At 73.2% G+C, this 15484-nt stretch carries 18 protein-coding genes; 8 read left to right on the top strand and 10 right to left on the bottom strand.

Annotated elements, in window-relative coordinates; translation table 11 throughout:
* The first annotated feature begins 88 nt into the window (after window positions 1-88).
* The 4 genes from ACIQWR_RS37580 (at window position 89) to ACIQWR_RS37565 (ending at window position 2248) form a co-directional block, all read left to right on the top strand.
* Window positions 89-775: a class F sortase gene (locus ACIQWR_RS37580; protein ID WP_404019414.1), complete on the top strand. Its 687-nt coding sequence runs from the start codon at window positions 89-91 to the stop codon at window positions 773-775.
* Between the two features lie 4 nt (window positions 776-779).
* Entirely contained in the window at window positions 780-944 is a 165-nt protein-coding gene (locus ACIQWR_RS37575; protein WP_404019411.1) for a hypothetical protein, read from the top strand.
* Window positions 945-1045: 101 nt separating this feature from the next.
* Window positions 1046-1744, top strand: coding sequence for a class E sortase (locus ACIQWR_RS37570; protein ID WP_404019408.1), 699 nt, complete (start codon window positions 1046-1048; stop codon window positions 1742-1744).
* Between the two features lie 234 nt (window positions 1745-1978).
* A complete protein-coding gene (locus ACIQWR_RS37565) occupies window positions 1979-2248 on the top strand; it encodes a hypothetical protein (protein ID WP_404019405.1) in 270 nt (89 codons plus the stop codon).
* Between the two features lie 15 nt (window positions 2249-2263).
* Here ACIQWR_RS37565 and ACIQWR_RS37560 read toward each other — a convergent pair whose 3' ends face one another.
* The 6 genes from ACIQWR_RS37560 to ACIQWR_RS37535 all read right to left on the bottom strand — a co-directional run bounded on the left by ACIQWR_RS37560 (window position 2264) and on the right by ACIQWR_RS37535 (window position 7401).
* Window positions 2264-2665, bottom strand: a complete 402-nt coding sequence (locus tag ACIQWR_RS37560) for a DUF6009 family protein (protein WP_404019402.1) — start codon at window positions 2663-2665, stop codon at window positions 2264-2266.
* On the bottom strand, window positions 2662-4182 hold the full coding sequence (locus ACIQWR_RS37555) for a phage/plasmid primase, P4 family (RefSeq protein WP_404019399.1): 1521 nt from the start codon (window positions 4180-4182) through the stop codon (window positions 2662-2664). The genes ACIQWR_RS37560 and ACIQWR_RS37555 overlap by 4 nt, the downstream gene beginning before the upstream one ends.
* Complete coding sequence (locus ACIQWR_RS37550) at window positions 4179-5192, bottom strand: bifunctional DNA primase/polymerase (RefSeq protein WP_404019396.1); 1014 nt, start codon at window positions 5190-5192, stop codon at window positions 4179-4181. The genes ACIQWR_RS37555 and ACIQWR_RS37550 overlap by 4 nt, the downstream gene beginning before the upstream one ends.
* A 293-nt stretch (window positions 5193-5485) precedes the next feature.
* Window positions 5486-5620, bottom strand: a complete 135-nt coding sequence (locus tag ACIQWR_RS37545; protein ID WP_404019393.1) for a hypothetical protein — start codon at window positions 5618-5620, stop codon at window positions 5486-5488.
* 328 nt (window positions 5621-5948) lie between these two features.
* The gene (locus tag ACIQWR_RS37540) at window positions 5949-6689 is read right to left on the bottom strand and encodes a C40 family peptidase (RefSeq protein ID WP_404019391.1); all 741 of its coding nucleotides are present in this window, start codon (window positions 6687-6689) and stop codon (window positions 5949-5951) included.
* 166 nt (window positions 6690-6855) lie between these two features.
* Window positions 6856-7401: a GNAT family N-acetyltransferase gene (locus ACIQWR_RS37535; protein WP_404019388.1), complete on the bottom strand. Its 546-nt coding sequence runs from the start codon at window positions 7399-7401 to the stop codon at window positions 6856-6858.
* Window positions 7402-7768: 367 nt separating this feature from the next.
* Here ACIQWR_RS37535 and ACIQWR_RS37530 point away from each other — a divergent pair, with 367 nt between their 5' ends.
* The gene (locus ACIQWR_RS37530) at window positions 7769-8020 is read left to right on the top strand and encodes a hypothetical protein (RefSeq protein WP_404019386.1); all 252 of its coding nucleotides are present in this window, start codon (window positions 7769-7771) and stop codon (window positions 8018-8020) included.
* 19 nt (window positions 8021-8039) lie between these two features.
* Here ACIQWR_RS37530 and ACIQWR_RS37525 read toward each other — a convergent pair whose 3' ends face one another.
* Window positions 8040-8687: a response regulator gene (locus ACIQWR_RS37525; RefSeq protein ID WP_404019384.1), complete on the bottom strand. Its 648-nt coding sequence runs from the start codon at window positions 8685-8687 to the stop codon at window positions 8040-8042.
* 192 nt (window positions 8688-8879) lie between these two features.
* Window positions 8880-9287: a CAP domain-containing protein gene (locus ACIQWR_RS37520; protein WP_404019381.1), complete on the bottom strand. Its 408-nt coding sequence runs from the start codon at window positions 9285-9287 to the stop codon at window positions 8880-8882.
* Between the two features lie 658 nt (window positions 9288-9945).
* Between ACIQWR_RS37520 and ACIQWR_RS37515 the strand changes: the two genes are divergently transcribed.
* Entirely contained in the window at window positions 9946-10632 is a 687-nt protein-coding gene (locus ACIQWR_RS37515) for a M15 family metallopeptidase (protein ID WP_404019378.1), read from the top strand.
* A 38-nt stretch (window positions 10633-10670) separates the two neighbouring features.
* On the opposite strand, the gene ACIQWR_RS37510 is transcribed toward ACIQWR_RS37515, so the two are convergent.
* Together ACIQWR_RS37510 and ACIQWR_RS37505 are read right to left on the bottom strand one after the other, a co-directional pair.
* Window positions 10671-12380 carry a hypothetical protein gene (locus ACIQWR_RS37510; RefSeq protein WP_404019375.1) on the bottom strand — a complete coding sequence of 570 codons (1710 nt, stop codon included), beginning with the start codon at window positions 12378-12380 and terminating at the stop codon, window positions 10671-10673.
* 140 nt (window positions 12381-12520) lie between these two features.
* Entirely contained in the window at window positions 12521-13123 is a 603-nt protein-coding gene (locus ACIQWR_RS37505) for a hypothetical protein (protein WP_404019372.1), read from the bottom strand.
* A 286-nt stretch (window positions 13124-13409) separates the two neighbouring features.
* Between ACIQWR_RS37505 and ACIQWR_RS37500 the strand changes: the two genes are divergently transcribed.
* Together ACIQWR_RS37500 and ACIQWR_RS37495 are read left to right on the top strand one after the other, a co-directional pair.
* The gene (locus tag ACIQWR_RS37500; RefSeq protein ID WP_404019369.1) at window positions 13410-13922 is read left to right on the top strand and encodes a hypothetical protein; all 513 of its coding nucleotides are present in this window, start codon (window positions 13410-13412) and stop codon (window positions 13920-13922) included.
* A 268-nt stretch (window positions 13923-14190) separates the two neighbouring features.
* A complete protein-coding gene (locus tag ACIQWR_RS37495) occupies window positions 14191-15375 on the top strand; it encodes a glutamate--cysteine ligase (protein ID WP_404019367.1) in 1185 nt (394 codons plus the stop codon).
* Window positions 15376-15484 lie beyond the last annotated feature (109 nt).

Here is a 15484-nt window from a genome sequence, read left to right as displayed (position 1 = left end):
AAAACTGCTGCCTGAGCTCGCACTTCCCGGTCCACCAGAAACCCTCGGCCGTGCCAGCGGCCCCTTCTCGCGTCGTAAGGACATTGCCATGACACGCCAGTACGGTGCGAACGCCGGGAGCCCGGACGCCACAGACCCCGCCGGAGCCGATCGCGGGCCGCACCGGCGCCGGTCGAACGGCCGGGTCAGGGTGGCGGCGCTGGCCGGCGCGGTGGTCCTGACCGCGGTGGTGGCCACCGCGTGCTCGAACGGTGGCTCCGGCGTGCACACCGCCGATCCGAGTTCCGCCCGGTCCGCGAGCGCCGCCCCGATGGCGGCGTCCGTACCCGACCGCATCGTCATCCCGTCGATAGGCGTCGACGCCCATCTGAACACCGTCGGACTACAGCCGGACGGTCAGATGGAGGAGCCGTCGTTCGACGCCCCGATGGAGGCGGCCTGGTACCGGCAGGGCCCCACGCCCGGAGAGGCGGGCGTCTCCGCCATCGTCGGCCACCTGGACACCCCGAAGACCAGCGAGGCGGTCTTCTACAAGGTCGACACCCTGAAGAAGGGCGCCGAGATCGACGTGGAGCGCCAGGACCACAGCACGGCGGTCTTCGACGTCGATTCCGTCGACACCTTCCTGAAGAGCGAATTCCCCACCCAGAAGGTCTACGGCGGCACCGGTGGCAAGGCCGAACTCCGGCTGATCACCTGCGGCGGCAACCTCACCGACCAACGCCATTGGGACTCCAACGTCGTGGTCTTCGCCCACCTCGTCAGCAAGCCCTGACGACATGTACGGATGGCTCTGGCGCCGGCTGCCCGGCCCGCCCTGGACGCGCGCTCCGAGCGCCGCCGTCCTGGTCGCCGTGGTGGTCCTCCTGCTGTTCCGGTACGTCTTCCCCTGGGTCGAGCCCCTGCTGCCCCCCGGCGGCGGCGCCGTGGACGGCATGCCGTGAGCCCTCCGGCGCACCCGGCGGCAGGGGGCGGCCGGGCCGCGCGGCGGCGTGCCGCGCGGGCGGCGACCCGCCGTGCGCGCCGCCGTCGCCGGGGCGGTCCCGTGACCGTCGCGGTCCGCGGACTCGCCGAACTGTTGCTGACCACCGGGGCGCTGATGCTGCTGCTGGTCGTCTACCAGCTCTGGTACACCAACGTCCGCGCCGAGCGCGCGGCCGACAGCGCCATCGCCACCTTGCGGCAGCAGTGGGACGACCCGTCCTCCGCCCCCGGTGGGGCCGGAGCCGACACGGACGCCGGGGTGGTGGCCGACCAGAGCTTCGCCGTGCTCTCCATCCCGTCCCTGGGCGTGCGGGTACCCATCGCCCAGGGCATCAGCAAGGAGAGGGTGCTCGACCGCGGCCTGGTGGGGCACTACGACGGGGTCGGCGGTCCCGCCTCGGCCATGCCGTGGGACAAGGAGGGGAACTTCGCGCTGGCGGCGCACCGCAACACCCACGGCGAACCGTTTCGCCGCATCGACCGGCTGAAGCCGGGCGACCAGGTCGTCGTCAGGACGCGCGACACGTACTACACGTACGACATCACCGGCTCCCTGCCACAGACCTCGCCGTCCGACGCGAGCGTGGTCCGGCCGGTCCCGGCCCGGTCCGGCTTCACCGGTCCCGGCCGCTACCTGACGCTGACCACCTGTACGCCGGAGTTCACCAGCACCTACCGCCTCATCGTGTGGGGAAAGCTGACGTCCGAGCGTCCGGTCTCCCAGGGACCGCCGGCCGCGCCGGGCGGCGCCGCCGCCTGAGCGCTCCGCGCGTCGTGCACGGGAGATCCCGGTCGCTACGGTCGCTGCCGGCTACGGCGCCTCGTACTTCCGGCCTCCGTTTCACCCTGTGGATCGTCCGTTCGGATCATGTGCGCGGCAGGCGGGGCCGTGCATCCTGGACGTTCGCGGAAACACCCGACCGCGCGCGGGGCGCTGTCCCCGGGCGGGCCGGTCGACCCGCGAGCACGTCACCAGACCGTCGAAGGGACACGTGTGGACGGCACCGCGCACGATGACCTGACCGCCCAGCGCGCCTTCCTCGACGCCCGCCTCGCCGATCTCCTGGAGACGGGGGAGGACCGGACGCTGGTGCCCGTCGTGCACGCGCTGGCCGACAGTGTGCGCGACCTGGCCGAGGAGGCCGATCGGGCCCGGGTCCGGGGCGACCGTACGGTGTACGCCAACGCGGCCCGCCAACTGCACGCCGTGGCCGGCCAGTGGGCCGACCACCCGGACTACCGGTCCCCGGCTCCACGGCGCTGAGCCGGACCCGGGCTTTCAGCTCTCCGGCAGGAGGATGCCGAGCCTGCGCATGGCGGGCGACGGGGGACCCGCCGACCGCACGGTCCGGTGGCCGGGCCCCCGCGGGGCGAGGGTGCGCGGGTCCACCGCCTCGGAGGGGCTGCTGAACGCGTACCTGCCGGCGGGCTCCTGGTCACGGTCGTGGGGCAGCAGCCAGAACACCCTGCGCAAGAAGGTGCCGGAGGCCCGGGACGCGCGAGCACCGGGCCCGAGGAGCGCGTAGCCGACCATACGGCCGTCCCGGTGGTACGGGGGCCGGCCCTGGCGGCTCTGCAGGCGCTCGACGCTCTGGCGCACGTAGTCCAGGTCGCCGATGTCCTCCAGCCACACCAGCCGGCACTCCTGGGCGATCTGCTCCGGCCCGATGAGTCCGCTCACGGGGTCACCTCCCCATCGGGGGACGTGAGGAGTCCGATCCCGGGGTAGTACTTGCGTTGGTTGGACGTCATCATCTGCTTGGGGCTGCTCATCCCCAGGGTCTCGCGGATCCGGGCGGCGAAGGCCCTGGAGGTGACCGGATTGGCGCCCTCGCCCAGACACCACTGCCGGTAGGCGCGGTACATGGTCGCCTGCTCGGCCCGCAGGGTGGCCTCCACCCGGCACGCTTCGCCGATGAAGCGGCCCAGGTGGTCCTCCGTCTCGGCGTAGGCGGTGGTGGCGACGCACACCCGGTCGGGGCCGCTCAGGTCCTTCTCGCCGCCGAGGTAGCGGCGGGCTCCTTCGACGAGCCAGGCGAGGATCCCCGGCCCTTCCTCCTGGACGAGGGACTCGGCGAGGTTGTCGACCTTGCGGTGGTCGGGTACGACGCGTTCGAAGGGGATCAGGCGGATGCGTCGCCAGAAGGCGAACCCGCCCGTGCCCACCTCGGGCCGGTGGTTGCCCAACAACCAGAGTTTGTGGGTCGGTTCGATGGAGAAGAAGTCCTGCCTCATCCGGCGCGCCTTGATCCGATCGCCTCCTGTCAGCAGTTTCACCCGGGCCTCGTCGAAGCGGTCCCCGGGCTTGAGTTCGCTGCACACGATGACCCTGCGGCCGAGCAGTTCGGCAAGGTCGGTGGGGTGTCCGTCGAAGGCCTTGGCCATCAGGAACCCGGGCGGCGCGGCGTCCGCGTAGTCACCCAGCAGTTTCAGCAGCACGTCGAGCAGGACGCTCTTGCCGTTCTTCCCCATGCCGTAGAGGAAGGGCATCACCTGCGCGCCGACGTCACCGGTGATCGAGTACCCCAGCATCAGCTGGAGGAAGTCGATCATCTCCCCGCCCTCCTCGTCGTCCCCGAAGGTGTCACGCAGGAACGCCTCCCACCGGACGGCGGGAATCGGCGCGGGGGCGACGCTCGTGGACCGCGAGTGGTAGTCCCGGGCCGGGTCGGAGGGGCTCAGCGCGCCGGTGAGCAGGTTCACCACGCCGCCCGGGGTGCACAGCGCGTACGGGTCCGCGTCGAGCTGGGAGGCGTTGAGGATCATGCGGGGGGCCGACCTGGCCTGCGTCAACATGGCCTTCACACCGGCTGTGGAAAGGGAGCGGCGCCGGTGCTGGCGCAGTGCCGTGGTGCTGTGGGAGCCGGTGGGGTCGTGCTCGGCGAGTCGCTCGGCCATCTCCCCGGCGGCCCACACGACGGTGTCGTCCTCGTCGAGCTCCCAGCGGTAGCCGGTCCACCGGTACCAACCCAGCCCGGGCACGTGCCGATGGGTCCTGCCGTAGAGCGAGACGAACAGCTTGGCGTTGCCGCGATCGCTCAGGCTGTCGGGCAGCAGCAGCTGCCCCGGGGGGTCGGGGGTGGGCGCGGGCGGCCGGGTGGCGGTCACGAGGCCGGCGATCGTGTCGGGGGAGGCCGACCCGGCGAGGATGCTCAGGGCGACCGCGACCGGGTCGAAACCGGTGGGTGCGTCCGTCACGCACGCTCCCCGAGGTACAAGGGGCGTCCCCGGCCCGCCCTGAGCCCGCCGGCGATGATGCGCCGGGCCCGGTCCGGCTGCCCCGGGCGGACCAGCGCCGCGGCCCGGGCCAGGGCCCGTTCGCCGGTGTCGGCATCGAGGTGGCCGCCGGCGACGAGCCCGCCCACCGTGTAGGCGGCCCGGTTCAGTCGCTCGGTGAAGCCGGCGCCGCTCTGCCGCACGGCGCAGACATCGAGGTCCCCGAGGACGGTGCACAGCAGGGCCGCCGCGGCCGGGCGGGGCGCGGCGCCACCGTGGCGCGGGCCGGAGCGGGCCGCCGCCGCCGTGGCCGGGCGGGGCGGGGGGACCGGGGTCGCGGGAGCCGGGGTGCGTGCGTGCCCGGTCCGGGTCAGCTCCCCGGCGAGCCAGCGGGGCAAGGGAGCAGGTGTCCGACAGGAACCGACCGCTTCGTAGCTCCCCGCGCGGGTCACGGTACCGGGGGCGACGATGTAGCCGCCGTGCGCCCGTACGTCGACCTGCCAGGCCAGGGCCCGACCCCGACCGGAGCCCGTGGAGCAGTGCCAGCCGTGCCCGTCGCCCGCCAGGTACCACACGTGCAGGCCGCCCGAGGGGGTCCGCACCCTCAGGGTGCCCTCGTCCGCGGCGGGGGACGGGGCGCCGTGCAGGGCGGCGAGCACGCCGAGCGTGTGGAAGCCGTGGGCGAGACCGGTGAGGTCGGCGCCGGAGGGGATGCTGATCCCCGGCAGCAGGCGTTCGCGCGGGGGCGGCGTACCGCCGTGGGCGTCGATGTCGATCACGACCAGCCCCGCCGGGCCGCAGGCCACTCCCACGCCGAAGCGGGGGGCCCGCCACCAGGAGTCGATGCGTTCGGGGTCCGTGGTGGCGGCGTGGAACCCGTGGCAGCGCCCGCCGACGCGGAGGCACGGGCACCGGCCGGGCACGTGCGCGCCGTCCCGGCAGTTCGGGCAGTTGCGCGGCGGTGTCTTGGCCCCGAGGGCGAGGGGATGCACCGGCCAGCCCCGAGCGGCGCACCAGCGCGCCACGTCCCGGGGGGCGGGCGCCTCGCCTCGGGCCCGGGAAATCGTCACTGCTGCGCCGGCTCTCGAACACGGGACGTACCTTCGGGGCGCCCGCATCGCATGCACGATTCGAAAGGCATGTGTTTCCTCCCAGCGACTCAAGCGACTGACGTTCCCCCGAACACACTCTGGGCGATGCGAGAGGGGGGCGCCTCGGCTGATCGGGGGGCCGATGGGGCCGTTCCCGGCGCCCCATCGCCCCCGACCGATAGGGCCTTGGGCCTCTACCGCGAAGGGCTGTCGAGGGCGACCGTGTCCCGCCCCAGGACCTGCACGAGCGAGTGGAGGAACTCCTGGCGGCGGATCTTGGGGGAAGTGTGGCGGGGAACGGGCCGGTTCTCACGGCGGTGCTGCTGCATCGTTGCGTCTCCTTCGGGTGCGTTCACGTCTTTTCGCCTGACGGGGGAACGGGCCCCCGCCCCAGCCTCGGGGAGCGGGGGCAGCTCCCCCGTCCCCCTTCCGGGGGATGCCCGGGGGGAAGGGACGGTGGCCGATCAGGGGGGCGGGGTTTCGGCAGGTGCCGGTCACCGCACCTGCCGAACGGCACCACGACGAGCGAACGACGGAAGCGCGGGACGCGATGAAAGCGATGAAAGCGACGGAAGCGACGCTTCGGTGCCCCTTCCCCTCCCCCCGGTGTTTTGAGGAGGGGTCGATAGGTGTCTCCTTCGGTCGCTCGGGTCGCTGCTACCCCGGCCGGACCGCGCCGGCGTGGGTGCTCCAGGTCATGTCCCGGAGCTGCACGCCCGCGGCCGGGTTCTGCGCGCCGACGAACTTGCCACCACCGATGTAGATGGCCACGTGGTGGGCGTTGTCCTTGCTCCCCCAGTACAGGATGTCCCCGGGCCGCAGTTCGCCCTTGACCTCGGAGTAGGCCCGGGCCTGCTCCTGGGACGTCCGGGGAACGGAGATGCCGGCGGCCCGGTAGGCGGCCTGGACCAGGCCGGAGCAGTCGAAGGCACTGCCCGACGAAGCCCCGTACACGTAGGCCGATCCGACCTTGCCCCGCGCGAAGTCGGCGACCTTCGAGAGCCCGGCCGGGGGCAGGCTCCCCTTCGGCGCGGCCGCGCCGCTCCCGCCCCTCCCCGGGGTCTGCTGGGCGGCGGCCTTCGCGGCCTGCTGCCGGGCGGCCGCAGCACGTTCCTCGGTGGCCTGGCGCGCCTCGGCCTTGCTGACCCGGGCCCGGGCCGACGCCGAGGCCGCTGCGCGGTCCTCCGCGCCCTCGATCTCGAATCGCTGGGCGTCCTGGTGGAACCGGTCGATGGTCCGGGTGGTGGCGGAGAGCGCCGACCGGTCCGTGAGGACGGACCCGACCGTGGCCGTTTCGCGGGTGTCGCCGGACTCCTGGGACCGGGGCCGCTCGGCCGCCGAGGCCGGCGCAGCGGCCACGATCGAGCCGAGGATCCCGGTGGCGACCCCGAGGTTCACGACGCTCGTACGCGAACGCGACGGGGGGGTGGGTTTACGGTGCCGAGGGCACCCCGATGTGCGGGTAGGGACGGTGTGAGGAGACATGAACCACCTCTATCCGTGATCTCCGGCCCCTCACAAGGCCCGCCGGAGCACCTGCCTGATGGCCGTCTCGATCAGGCAGTCACCGGCCCCCGAAAGGACAAGAGGGCGGCCCGCCCCGAGCGCGGCCGGCGGCCATCGCGACGTAGCCCTCGTCGCCGACGGACACGCCCAGTTCGCTGAACCCGAGGGCCGCGTAGAACCGCCCCGCGGCGGTGGCGGAGCGCTGCCGGGTCAAGAGGACCCAGCGCTGGGACACCGGTGCGCACAGTCGGTGCAGGAGCGCGCGGCCCACGCCCTGGCGCCAGGATCCCGGATCGACGTGGAGTTCGAGGACCGCGTAGGGGCGTCCCAGTCCGGCGTACGGGCCCCCGCCCGGCGCGTCACCCAGTTCCGCCATGACGTGCCGCGCCCAGGGCCAGCCGTCGTCGAGGGGCGCCCCGTAGGCGTATCCGACCAGTTCCCCGGCGCGGAACGCGCCCACGGCGTCGAGGGCCGGCGTCCCGATCCGGCGCCGCAGCACGGCCCCCCGGGCGGCCGTCTCGACACCGTCGAACCGATTGGCGCGGCATTGGACGGCGAGGACCTGCTCCAGGTGCCGGCCGAGCGCCAGGGGGGTGACCCGCACCTCCTCGGCAGGTCCCTCGGCGGGTCCGTCAGCGGGTCCGTCAGCGGGGGGAGGCGACAGCGCCCGAGGCCCGTGCGTCATGGCCGATGACCCCCCGCGTTCTCTCCTCGCCTGCTGGACACCTCATCGCAGCAAAGGGAGCAGGGCCCTGGCCAGGGCCCGCAGGGCAGCTCGCCGGACAGCCCGGAGGACGGTGGCCGCCGGACCCGCACGCGCGTCCGCCCGCACGCACGTCGACTCGCGCGCGCGCCGCCGGGACGCTGCCCGGGTTCCTGCCCCACCGGGCCTGGCACCACCCCGGCCGGCCGGGTGTGCTGGAGGGGAACGGGCGGAGTTCCTGCCCCACCCGTACGACCAAGGAGGCGCCATGTACGTCAACGGAGGCCCGGTCGGCTTCGGAATGCTCCCCTCGGCGGCGCACCACTTCGTCTCCGCGCTCGGTGGTCCGACCGTCCCGGAGCCCGCCCACCCCGCCCCGCAGCGCCCGTACACCGACGGACACACTCCGCTCTACCAGATGCTGGTGCACGAGTGGCAGTACCTGGGCCGGTGCTCGCCGGAGTGCTGCCGACCGGGCATGGCACAGATCCACCACCTGTCCGCACCGGCCCGCTGGTGACCCGGCCGGGCCGCTTCCGCTACTCCAACAGGCCGCGCCGCATCGCTTCCGCGACGGCCGCCGCCCGGTCCGAGACGCCCAGCTTGGTGTAGAGGCGCTGTGCGTGGCTCTTGACCGTGCTCGGGGCGAGGAAGAGCCGGCCCGCGACCGCCGGAATGCTCATCCCCTCGGCGAACATCTTGAGCACCTGACGTTCCCGCTCCGTCAGGAGCGGGCCCTCGTCCTTCAAACGCCCCCTGATCTCACCGGCGAGGCCGCCCGCCAGTTCGGGGGGAATCACCGTGCCACCCGCCGCGACCTGTGCGACCGCCTCCACGATCTTGGCGCGCGGCGCGTCCTTCAGCACGTATCCGGAGGCACCCTCCTGGATCGCCTGGAAGACGAGGCTGCTGTCCTCGAACGCGGTCAACAGGAGCACTCGCGTCGCCAGCCCGTCCCGCACCACCGCACGGACCACGGCGATCCCGTCGAGATCGGGCATCTGCACGTCGACCACGGCCACCTGGGGCCGGTGTTCGGCGATGGCCTTGAGGGCCTCCCGCCCGGTTTCCGCCTCGGCCAACACCTGGATGCGCCCGCTCGACGTCAGTGCACGGCGGACACCCTCCCTGAACAGGGGGTGGTCATCTGCCAGTACGACACTGATCAGCTCGTTGAGACCAGCCACACGTCACCGCCTCCTCGTCCCACAACCTTCGGACGCCCCTCGGTGGGTGGCCCTTGTGGGCTCACTCTCACGTCGAGAGTATCCGTTACCACCCATAACAGGTAGATATAGCGCAAATGTGAAGTTTCCTGGTACTTCCTCAGCCAGAACGACCACGGCCGCTCCGTTCGCCGCTCAGGCCGCTCAGGCCGCTCAGGCCGCGAAGTCCTCGGTCCACCAGAAGCCGACGTCGTCGAAGTAAGCCCCCAGTCCCGAGGTGTGGTTGCCGCAGTCCAGCAGGTTGGCACGGGCTCCGGGCCGGGCCATCCACTCGTTCATCAGCGCCTGCGGGTCGGCCGGCCCGCGCGCGATGTTCTCGGCGCTCACGCCCGTCACACCGGCCCCGGCGGACCGCGACCCCGGAGTGGAGCCGTCCCGGCCGGTGCTGGAGAAATATCCGTCCACGGCCATGTCCTTGCTGTGCGCTCCGGCGGCCGCCGACAGTGCGGGACTGAAGGTCAGGGGCGAACACCCGGCCTCGGCCCGGGCCACGTTCACCAGTTCCTCGGCCGCCGCCGCAGCGGCCGTCGCCGTCCGGGGGATGCTCTCGCGAGGGGCCACGCCCCGGACGGAGCCGTCGTGGGCGCCGCGCCCCGGTGCGGTACGTGCGTCCGGTACCACGGTCGGACGCGGTGCGGTGGCTGGACGCGGTGCGGTGGCCCGATGCGGTGCAGCGGCGGGATGCGGCGCGGTGGGCGTGCCCGTCCCGGAGCCACCGCGTCCCGACGTGGCCAGGCCCTGTTCGAAGGGGTTCGGCCCGAGGGGCACCTGCCCCGCGGAATCGTGCCGCGCTACCGGGACCGCTCGTACCCGAGCGGGGCCGGACGACCCCGCCGCGGTCGTCACCGCCGCGGCGACCACCGCGGCGGCGGCCGTGGCGAGCACAACGGTGCGCAGGGCCCGGGGGCGTCCGCGTGCCTTGCGGGGGGTGCCGTGCCGTCCCATCGCGTTCTCCTTGCCGTGTCGCCCGCCCCGGCCCGTCCCGGCCCACCCCTTCGTACCCATGGTGCGGCCCCCGCGCGGCCGACGGGCATCCCCCCGGTGGACCCCCGTCCGGGGGAGGGAGGAGGGTCGCACCCGGGGCGGCCCGGTCCCCGGTGGGGGGCCTCTGACCGGACCGGTGGATCCCCCGGTCCGGGGATCCCGCATCCGCCCGCGGCCCCGCAGGATGGCAAGGGCGGGTACAGGCACGTGTCCGGTGTCCTAAGGAGAACGCGGCATGGCACCAGAGGAGTTCGTGGTCCTCACGGAGGTGGACCCGATGATCGGGACCGACATCCGGTACGCCACGCACCGCAACTTCGTCGGCGTCCCCCTGGACGGGTATCTCAGCCCCACCTGCATCCTGACGCGGAGGACCGCGTGGGCCCTGTCCCGGGCACGGGCCGCGCTGTCGGGGTCCGGCTACACCCTCCAGGTGCTCGACGCCTACCGTCCGATACGGGCGGTGCGACACGTCACGCGCTGGGCACGGGACCTGGACGACCAACGGACGAAGCAGGAGTTCTACCCACGGACCGCCAAGGAGCGGCTCTTCCCCGACGGGTACCTCTACGAATGGTCCAGCCACAGCCGGGGCGGCAGCGTCGACGTCACCCTCGTGACCACCGCGGGCGCGCCGGTGGACATGGGCACGGCGTTCGGCTGCTTCGACGCCCGGTCGCGCACGCTCCACCCCGGCGTCCGCGGGGTACGTCGCTCACGTCGCGCGCTCCTGGAGCGCGCGATGGCGCAGTCGGGGTTCGTCAACCGCCCCGGGGCGTGGTGGCACTACACCTACGCGTCGGAGCCCTTCCCCGACGTCTACTTCGACTTCCCCGTATCGGAGTCGTCGCTGTCGCTGCCCGCCCCCGTGGGGCTCCGCTCCCCCGTGCTCCCGGCCCAGCGGTCCGGGAACGCGCCCTGACCGTACGGGTGCGTCCCCGAACCGCCGGGCCGCTCCCCTCAATCGTCGGAGTCGGAGTCGGAGCCCGAGTCGGATCCGGAGCCGGAGTCCCCCTCGTACGCGGTCTTGGACCTTCCGCCCCGCACCGGGCCGGTAGCCGTCTCGGGCGTCGGCGTCTTGGCCGTGTCCATCGAACCGTCCTCCTCGTACGCCGTCTTGGACCCCCCGCCCGGCGCCGGGCCGGAGGCGGTCGTCGTCGTGGTCGTCGTCGTCGGCGGCGGCGTCGCGGTCGTGGTCGTGGTCGTGCTGGACGTCCGGGCCTGTGGTGCCGGGACACTCGGGCCGAAGAGCGCGTCCCTCTCGATCTGCGCCACGGTCCGGCCGTGCAATCTGATCGACGTCGCGTCCGCGTTCTCGCCGAGCTGCGCCAGGACACTCGCCGGGATGTGGACGTCGCCCTTGTCGTACGGGTACTCCGCTCCGTCCCTGGTGGCACGGACGTGCTCGTGCATCGTATGGATGTCCTCCAGGCCCGGGATGGCGCGGGCGCCGGGGTCGTTCTCACCGCGCAGCACCACGTCGGTGTTGGGGTCCAGCCCGTGGTGGTCGACGAGGGCTGCGACGGCCACGCCCATGTTCGCGGCCTCGGGCCGGTAGTGTCCGCTCCAGTTGTCCAGGGACAGCTTCCCCGCGTGGTTCACGGTGAGCATTCCCGCCGCCGTGACGTGCGCTCCGGCCACCGCGGTGCTGTGATGGCTCAGTTTGACGTGCCCCCCTGCATTGATGTGGGGCCTGACCTCGTTGATGGAGCTGATCACCCGGGTCTCGACGAACCGCCCGGACGCGTCGTGGAAGCGGGCGGAGAATTCGTTGAAGACGTAGAGCTGGTCATCGGCGAGGACCCAGCCCCGGGTGGAACCCGGGGCGAGGAGGGAATCGTCGGCGAGGACGACGGCGCCGTCGCGGATGGTGGCCCGGTAGGCGGCGCGCTCGTCGAGGTCGACGTAGAGGGTCGAGAGCGCGGTCCGGTCGGACTCCCGCTGCCTCCAGTGCTGGCCGAGTTCCTCGTTCCGGTAGTGGTCGTGCAGCGGGAGTCCGTCGGGATCCGCCGCCTTGAACCGCACGCTCTCGGGACGCTCGTACGCCTGGTAGGGGACCGGGCCCGCCCCCGTGTCCGTCACGGAACCGTCCTCGTACGGATGCGAGGGATCCGGCAGCTGCGTCCGGTCCCGCAGCCCGGTGAGCACCTCTCGGACGACCGCGACCGACTCGGGCCCCAGCCAGTCGTAGTAGCGCTCGAACAGGTCGACTCGCGCGGCCTCGTCGCCGAATCCGGCGGGTACGCCGCACGCGGGCCCGTTGCCCTCGTCCATCGCCTTGGTCAGTGCCCCGTCCAGGTCCCGGCTCGCCTCGACGACGTCACCGAGCAGGTCGTGGAAGAGCACGGCGCTCTCCTCGACGGAGACGCGCAAGCCGTCCAGGTACACGAGGTACTGCGTCGCGTGCTGCTCCCGCTCGGCGCTCGGCTCGGCACCGACGATCCCGCTGAGCTCTTCGACACCGGTCAGCAACGCCCCCCACATCGTGCGCAGGGCGCTGAAGACCTCCTCCGCGCGGTCGGTCCGCGGCGTTTCCCCGGCCGGGAGTTCATCCCTCAGCGTGGCCGTGCCCTGCAAGAGGGCGTCCAGTGGTGCGAGGATCTCCTGCTCGCCGCTCCAGAGACGGCGCCACAGCCAATCGAGGTCGTCCCGGTCTGCCGCTGTCCACATGTGCGGTCCTGCCTTTCCGTTCGGGTTCGCGCTCCGTCCAACGTGCCGGAGCCTACGAAGGCGGTCGGTGGAAGTCCCTGGGCCGACAGGCAGACCAAGGTGCACCGCACCCGGCCGATCAGGCAGCATGCCTGCTCGCGCTACGCGGCGGGCGCGATGCCACCGGTGCCGGGGTCCTGCTGGCGGCGGAGCAGCGGGCGCGCGGCGGGCAGGAGGACTGCCGCGCCCGTCCCGCGACCGGTACGCGGCCCGCTCGGCGGCCTGGGGCTGCGCGGTCCGGCGATCCGCGAGGTCATGACCACGGTGAGCTGCTCGGCCGGGTGGTGGTCCGAGAAGGTGAAGACCCAGGGGTCGCAGCAGTACACGGCCGCGGTGAAGTCGTCGCCTCCGCTGCCGTCCGGGGCGCGTCTGATGATCAGGACGTTGGGCCAGCCGTCGATGCGCAGGTCTATCGACATCGAGGCCGGCTGGCCGGGGCGCAGCGGGTCCCGCTGTCCCAGGACGACTCCCACGGCGCCGGGCGCGATCAGTTCGGGTGCCGAGCGGACCATGTCGCTGCGCATGTGCCACGGGGTGACCGGTCGGCCGGTCAGGTTGTGGAGCTGGACGAACCAACCGTTGGAATGCATCCCCCAGCCGGCGTCGGCGCCCGGCCGTACACCGACGGCCGCCTCGTCGAGGACGTCGGGGTGCCGGGGGACGGAGCCGGGCGCCTCGTGGTCCTTCGGTTCGAGCGTTGTCATGGGACACCTCGCACTTCGATGATGGGACCGCGCGTCGCGAGGAGATCGCGAGGAAATCGCGAGCGGAACGCGAGGGGAACGGCGTGCGCCAACGACGCTGCCACTGCCGGCGGCTGCCCGGGAAGCCGCTCGGGGCCCGCCGAGGGGGTATTGGCCCGCAGAAGGGTCCGACCGGTGGAGCCTGCGGGTACGGACCGGTGCGGAGGATGGGACATACGCACACACCTGTGCGGAGGTGCATGGCCCGGCACCCGTTCGACCTGCCCCGGGCACGCGGGAGACCACCATGAACACCGCTGCCGTCAGCTCGTCCATGGCGCTCGTCTTCGGCGTGGCAGTCGTCCTGTGGGCCGCCTTGCGGTACGCGGGGCCACGCCCCCTGCACGAGCCGCTCTGGATCGGTGCGGCATGTGCGGTACCGGGCGTCGCCCTGCTCAACACGTACGTCTGGCAAGCGGGCTTGAGCGATCGGGACGTGTACGTGGTCACGGCGAGCCTGGCCGCCGGGGTGCTCCTGGCGGTGGTCCGCGGCTGCACCGTGCGGTTGTTCCGCGAGAACGGCCGGATGATGCGTCGGGACGGGCCGACGACCACGTTGCTCTGGACCCTGGCCGTCCCTCTGCACCTCCTGTTCGACGCGGCCCTCCCCTGCGTGGGCGGCCGGGACTGCTCCGCGTTCGGCGGACCCGGATGGTCCTCCCTGCTGCTGTCCGTCGGCTCGGCGCTGTTCGTCCAGGAGTCGGTGGTGCGGTGCCGGGCGCGCAGGGCCCGCACCGGCGCCACGGTGCCCGTGCCGTAGGGCCCACGACCCGTGAGGCGGTGCGGTGCGGTGCGACGGTTCAACCGCCGGCTCCTCCGGTCAGGGGGTACTCCGGCCGACGGCCCGACGGGAGTCTCCGAAGGCAACGCCCCTCTGGGCGAGGACCGTGCGGGTCCGCTCGCGTGCGTGCACGTCCCCGCGCGTCCCCACACGTCCGTGCTCTCCCGTAGGCCGTCCCCGCCCCCGCGGGGGCGGTCCCTTCTTCGCGTCTCCTCCGGGAGCGCCAGCTGCCCAGGGAACGGTCCCCATGAACAGTCACACCCCCGTCATGAACAGTCACACCCCCGCCGGACAGGATCCCGCCGTGAGCGCGGCCGCCCGGCCCGCCACGTCGCTGACCTGCGGTATCGAGGAGGAATACCTACTGGTCGACGCGAAGACCATGCGGCCCGCGCCCTTCGCCGTGGAGGTGCGCGGCCTCGCGGCCGCCGAAGGGCTGGCCACGCACGCGGAGGGAACCCCGTACCAGGTGGAGGTGGCGACCTCCGTGGCGGGCGGCGTCCTCGACCTCCGCAACGAACTCACCCGGGCCCGGGCCGTCCTCTCCCGCGCTGCCGCCGCACACGGTTGCAGGCTCGTCGCCGCGGCCGTCCCCGTGCTCCCGCCGGAGGGGCCGCTCCGGATCAGCTTCGACGTACCCCGTCGGCGCGAGCGGCTCGACGGGTTCGGGCTGTTGACCGAGACCCTGGCCAGCTGCGGCCGGCACGTCCACGTCGGCGCGCTCGATCTCGGCGGCGCCGTCTCCGCGTCGAACACCGTCCGGCAGTGGATCCCGACATTGATCGCCATGAGCGCCAACTCGCCTTTCTGGAACGGCCGCGACACGGGACACGCCAGCTGGCGCACCATGGCGTGGTCGTCCTGGCCCTCGGCGGGTCTGCCGGCCCACTTCACCTCCGTCGACCACTACGAGCAGTGCGTGGGCACCCTGATCGGGTCCGGCGCCGCGCTCGACGAGAAGATGGTCTATTGGGACGTGCGCCCCAGTCCGGGATGGCCCACCGTCGAGACGAGGGCTGCGGACGTCACGGCGGACCTGGACGTCGCGGTGGCCCTCGCGGCCCTGTGCCGGGCACTGGTCGAGGTGTCGCGGCGACAGGGGGCCGACGGCCGGCGGGAGATCGCCTTCCCGGAGGAACTGCTGCGGCTCGCCCGCTGGCGTGCCTGCCGTGACGGGCTGGAAGGCAAGGCCCTCGACCCGCGGACGGGGTTGGAGACTCCGGCGACGGCCCTGCTGGAATGCCTCGTCGAGTACGTCGCCCCGCACCTCGCCGCCGCGGGGGACCTCGGGCTGGTCACCGCGACGGTGGACCGGTTGCGGCGCCGTGGATCGGGTGCGGCCCGCCAGCGAGCGGCGTACGAGCGGCGCCGACGGCCCGAGGACGTCGTACGCCTGTTGGCGGACGAGACCGAGGGGAACGCCGGGTCCTGAGCAGCGGCCCTCCCATGACGCGGGCGCCCCCGCGCCGCCCCGCGGCCGGGCGGGCCGCGGGCGGGGCGCGGCGGGGGGCCGCGCGGCGCGGGCCGGGGGGCCCGGCCGG

The sequence above is a fragment of the Streptomyces sp. NPDC098789 genome (assembly GCF_044759975.1).
Classification (GTDB): Bacteria; Actinomycetota; Actinomycetes; order Streptomycetales; family Streptomycetaceae; genus Streptomyces.
This window is presented reverse-complemented; position numbering and strand designations above follow the sequence as displayed.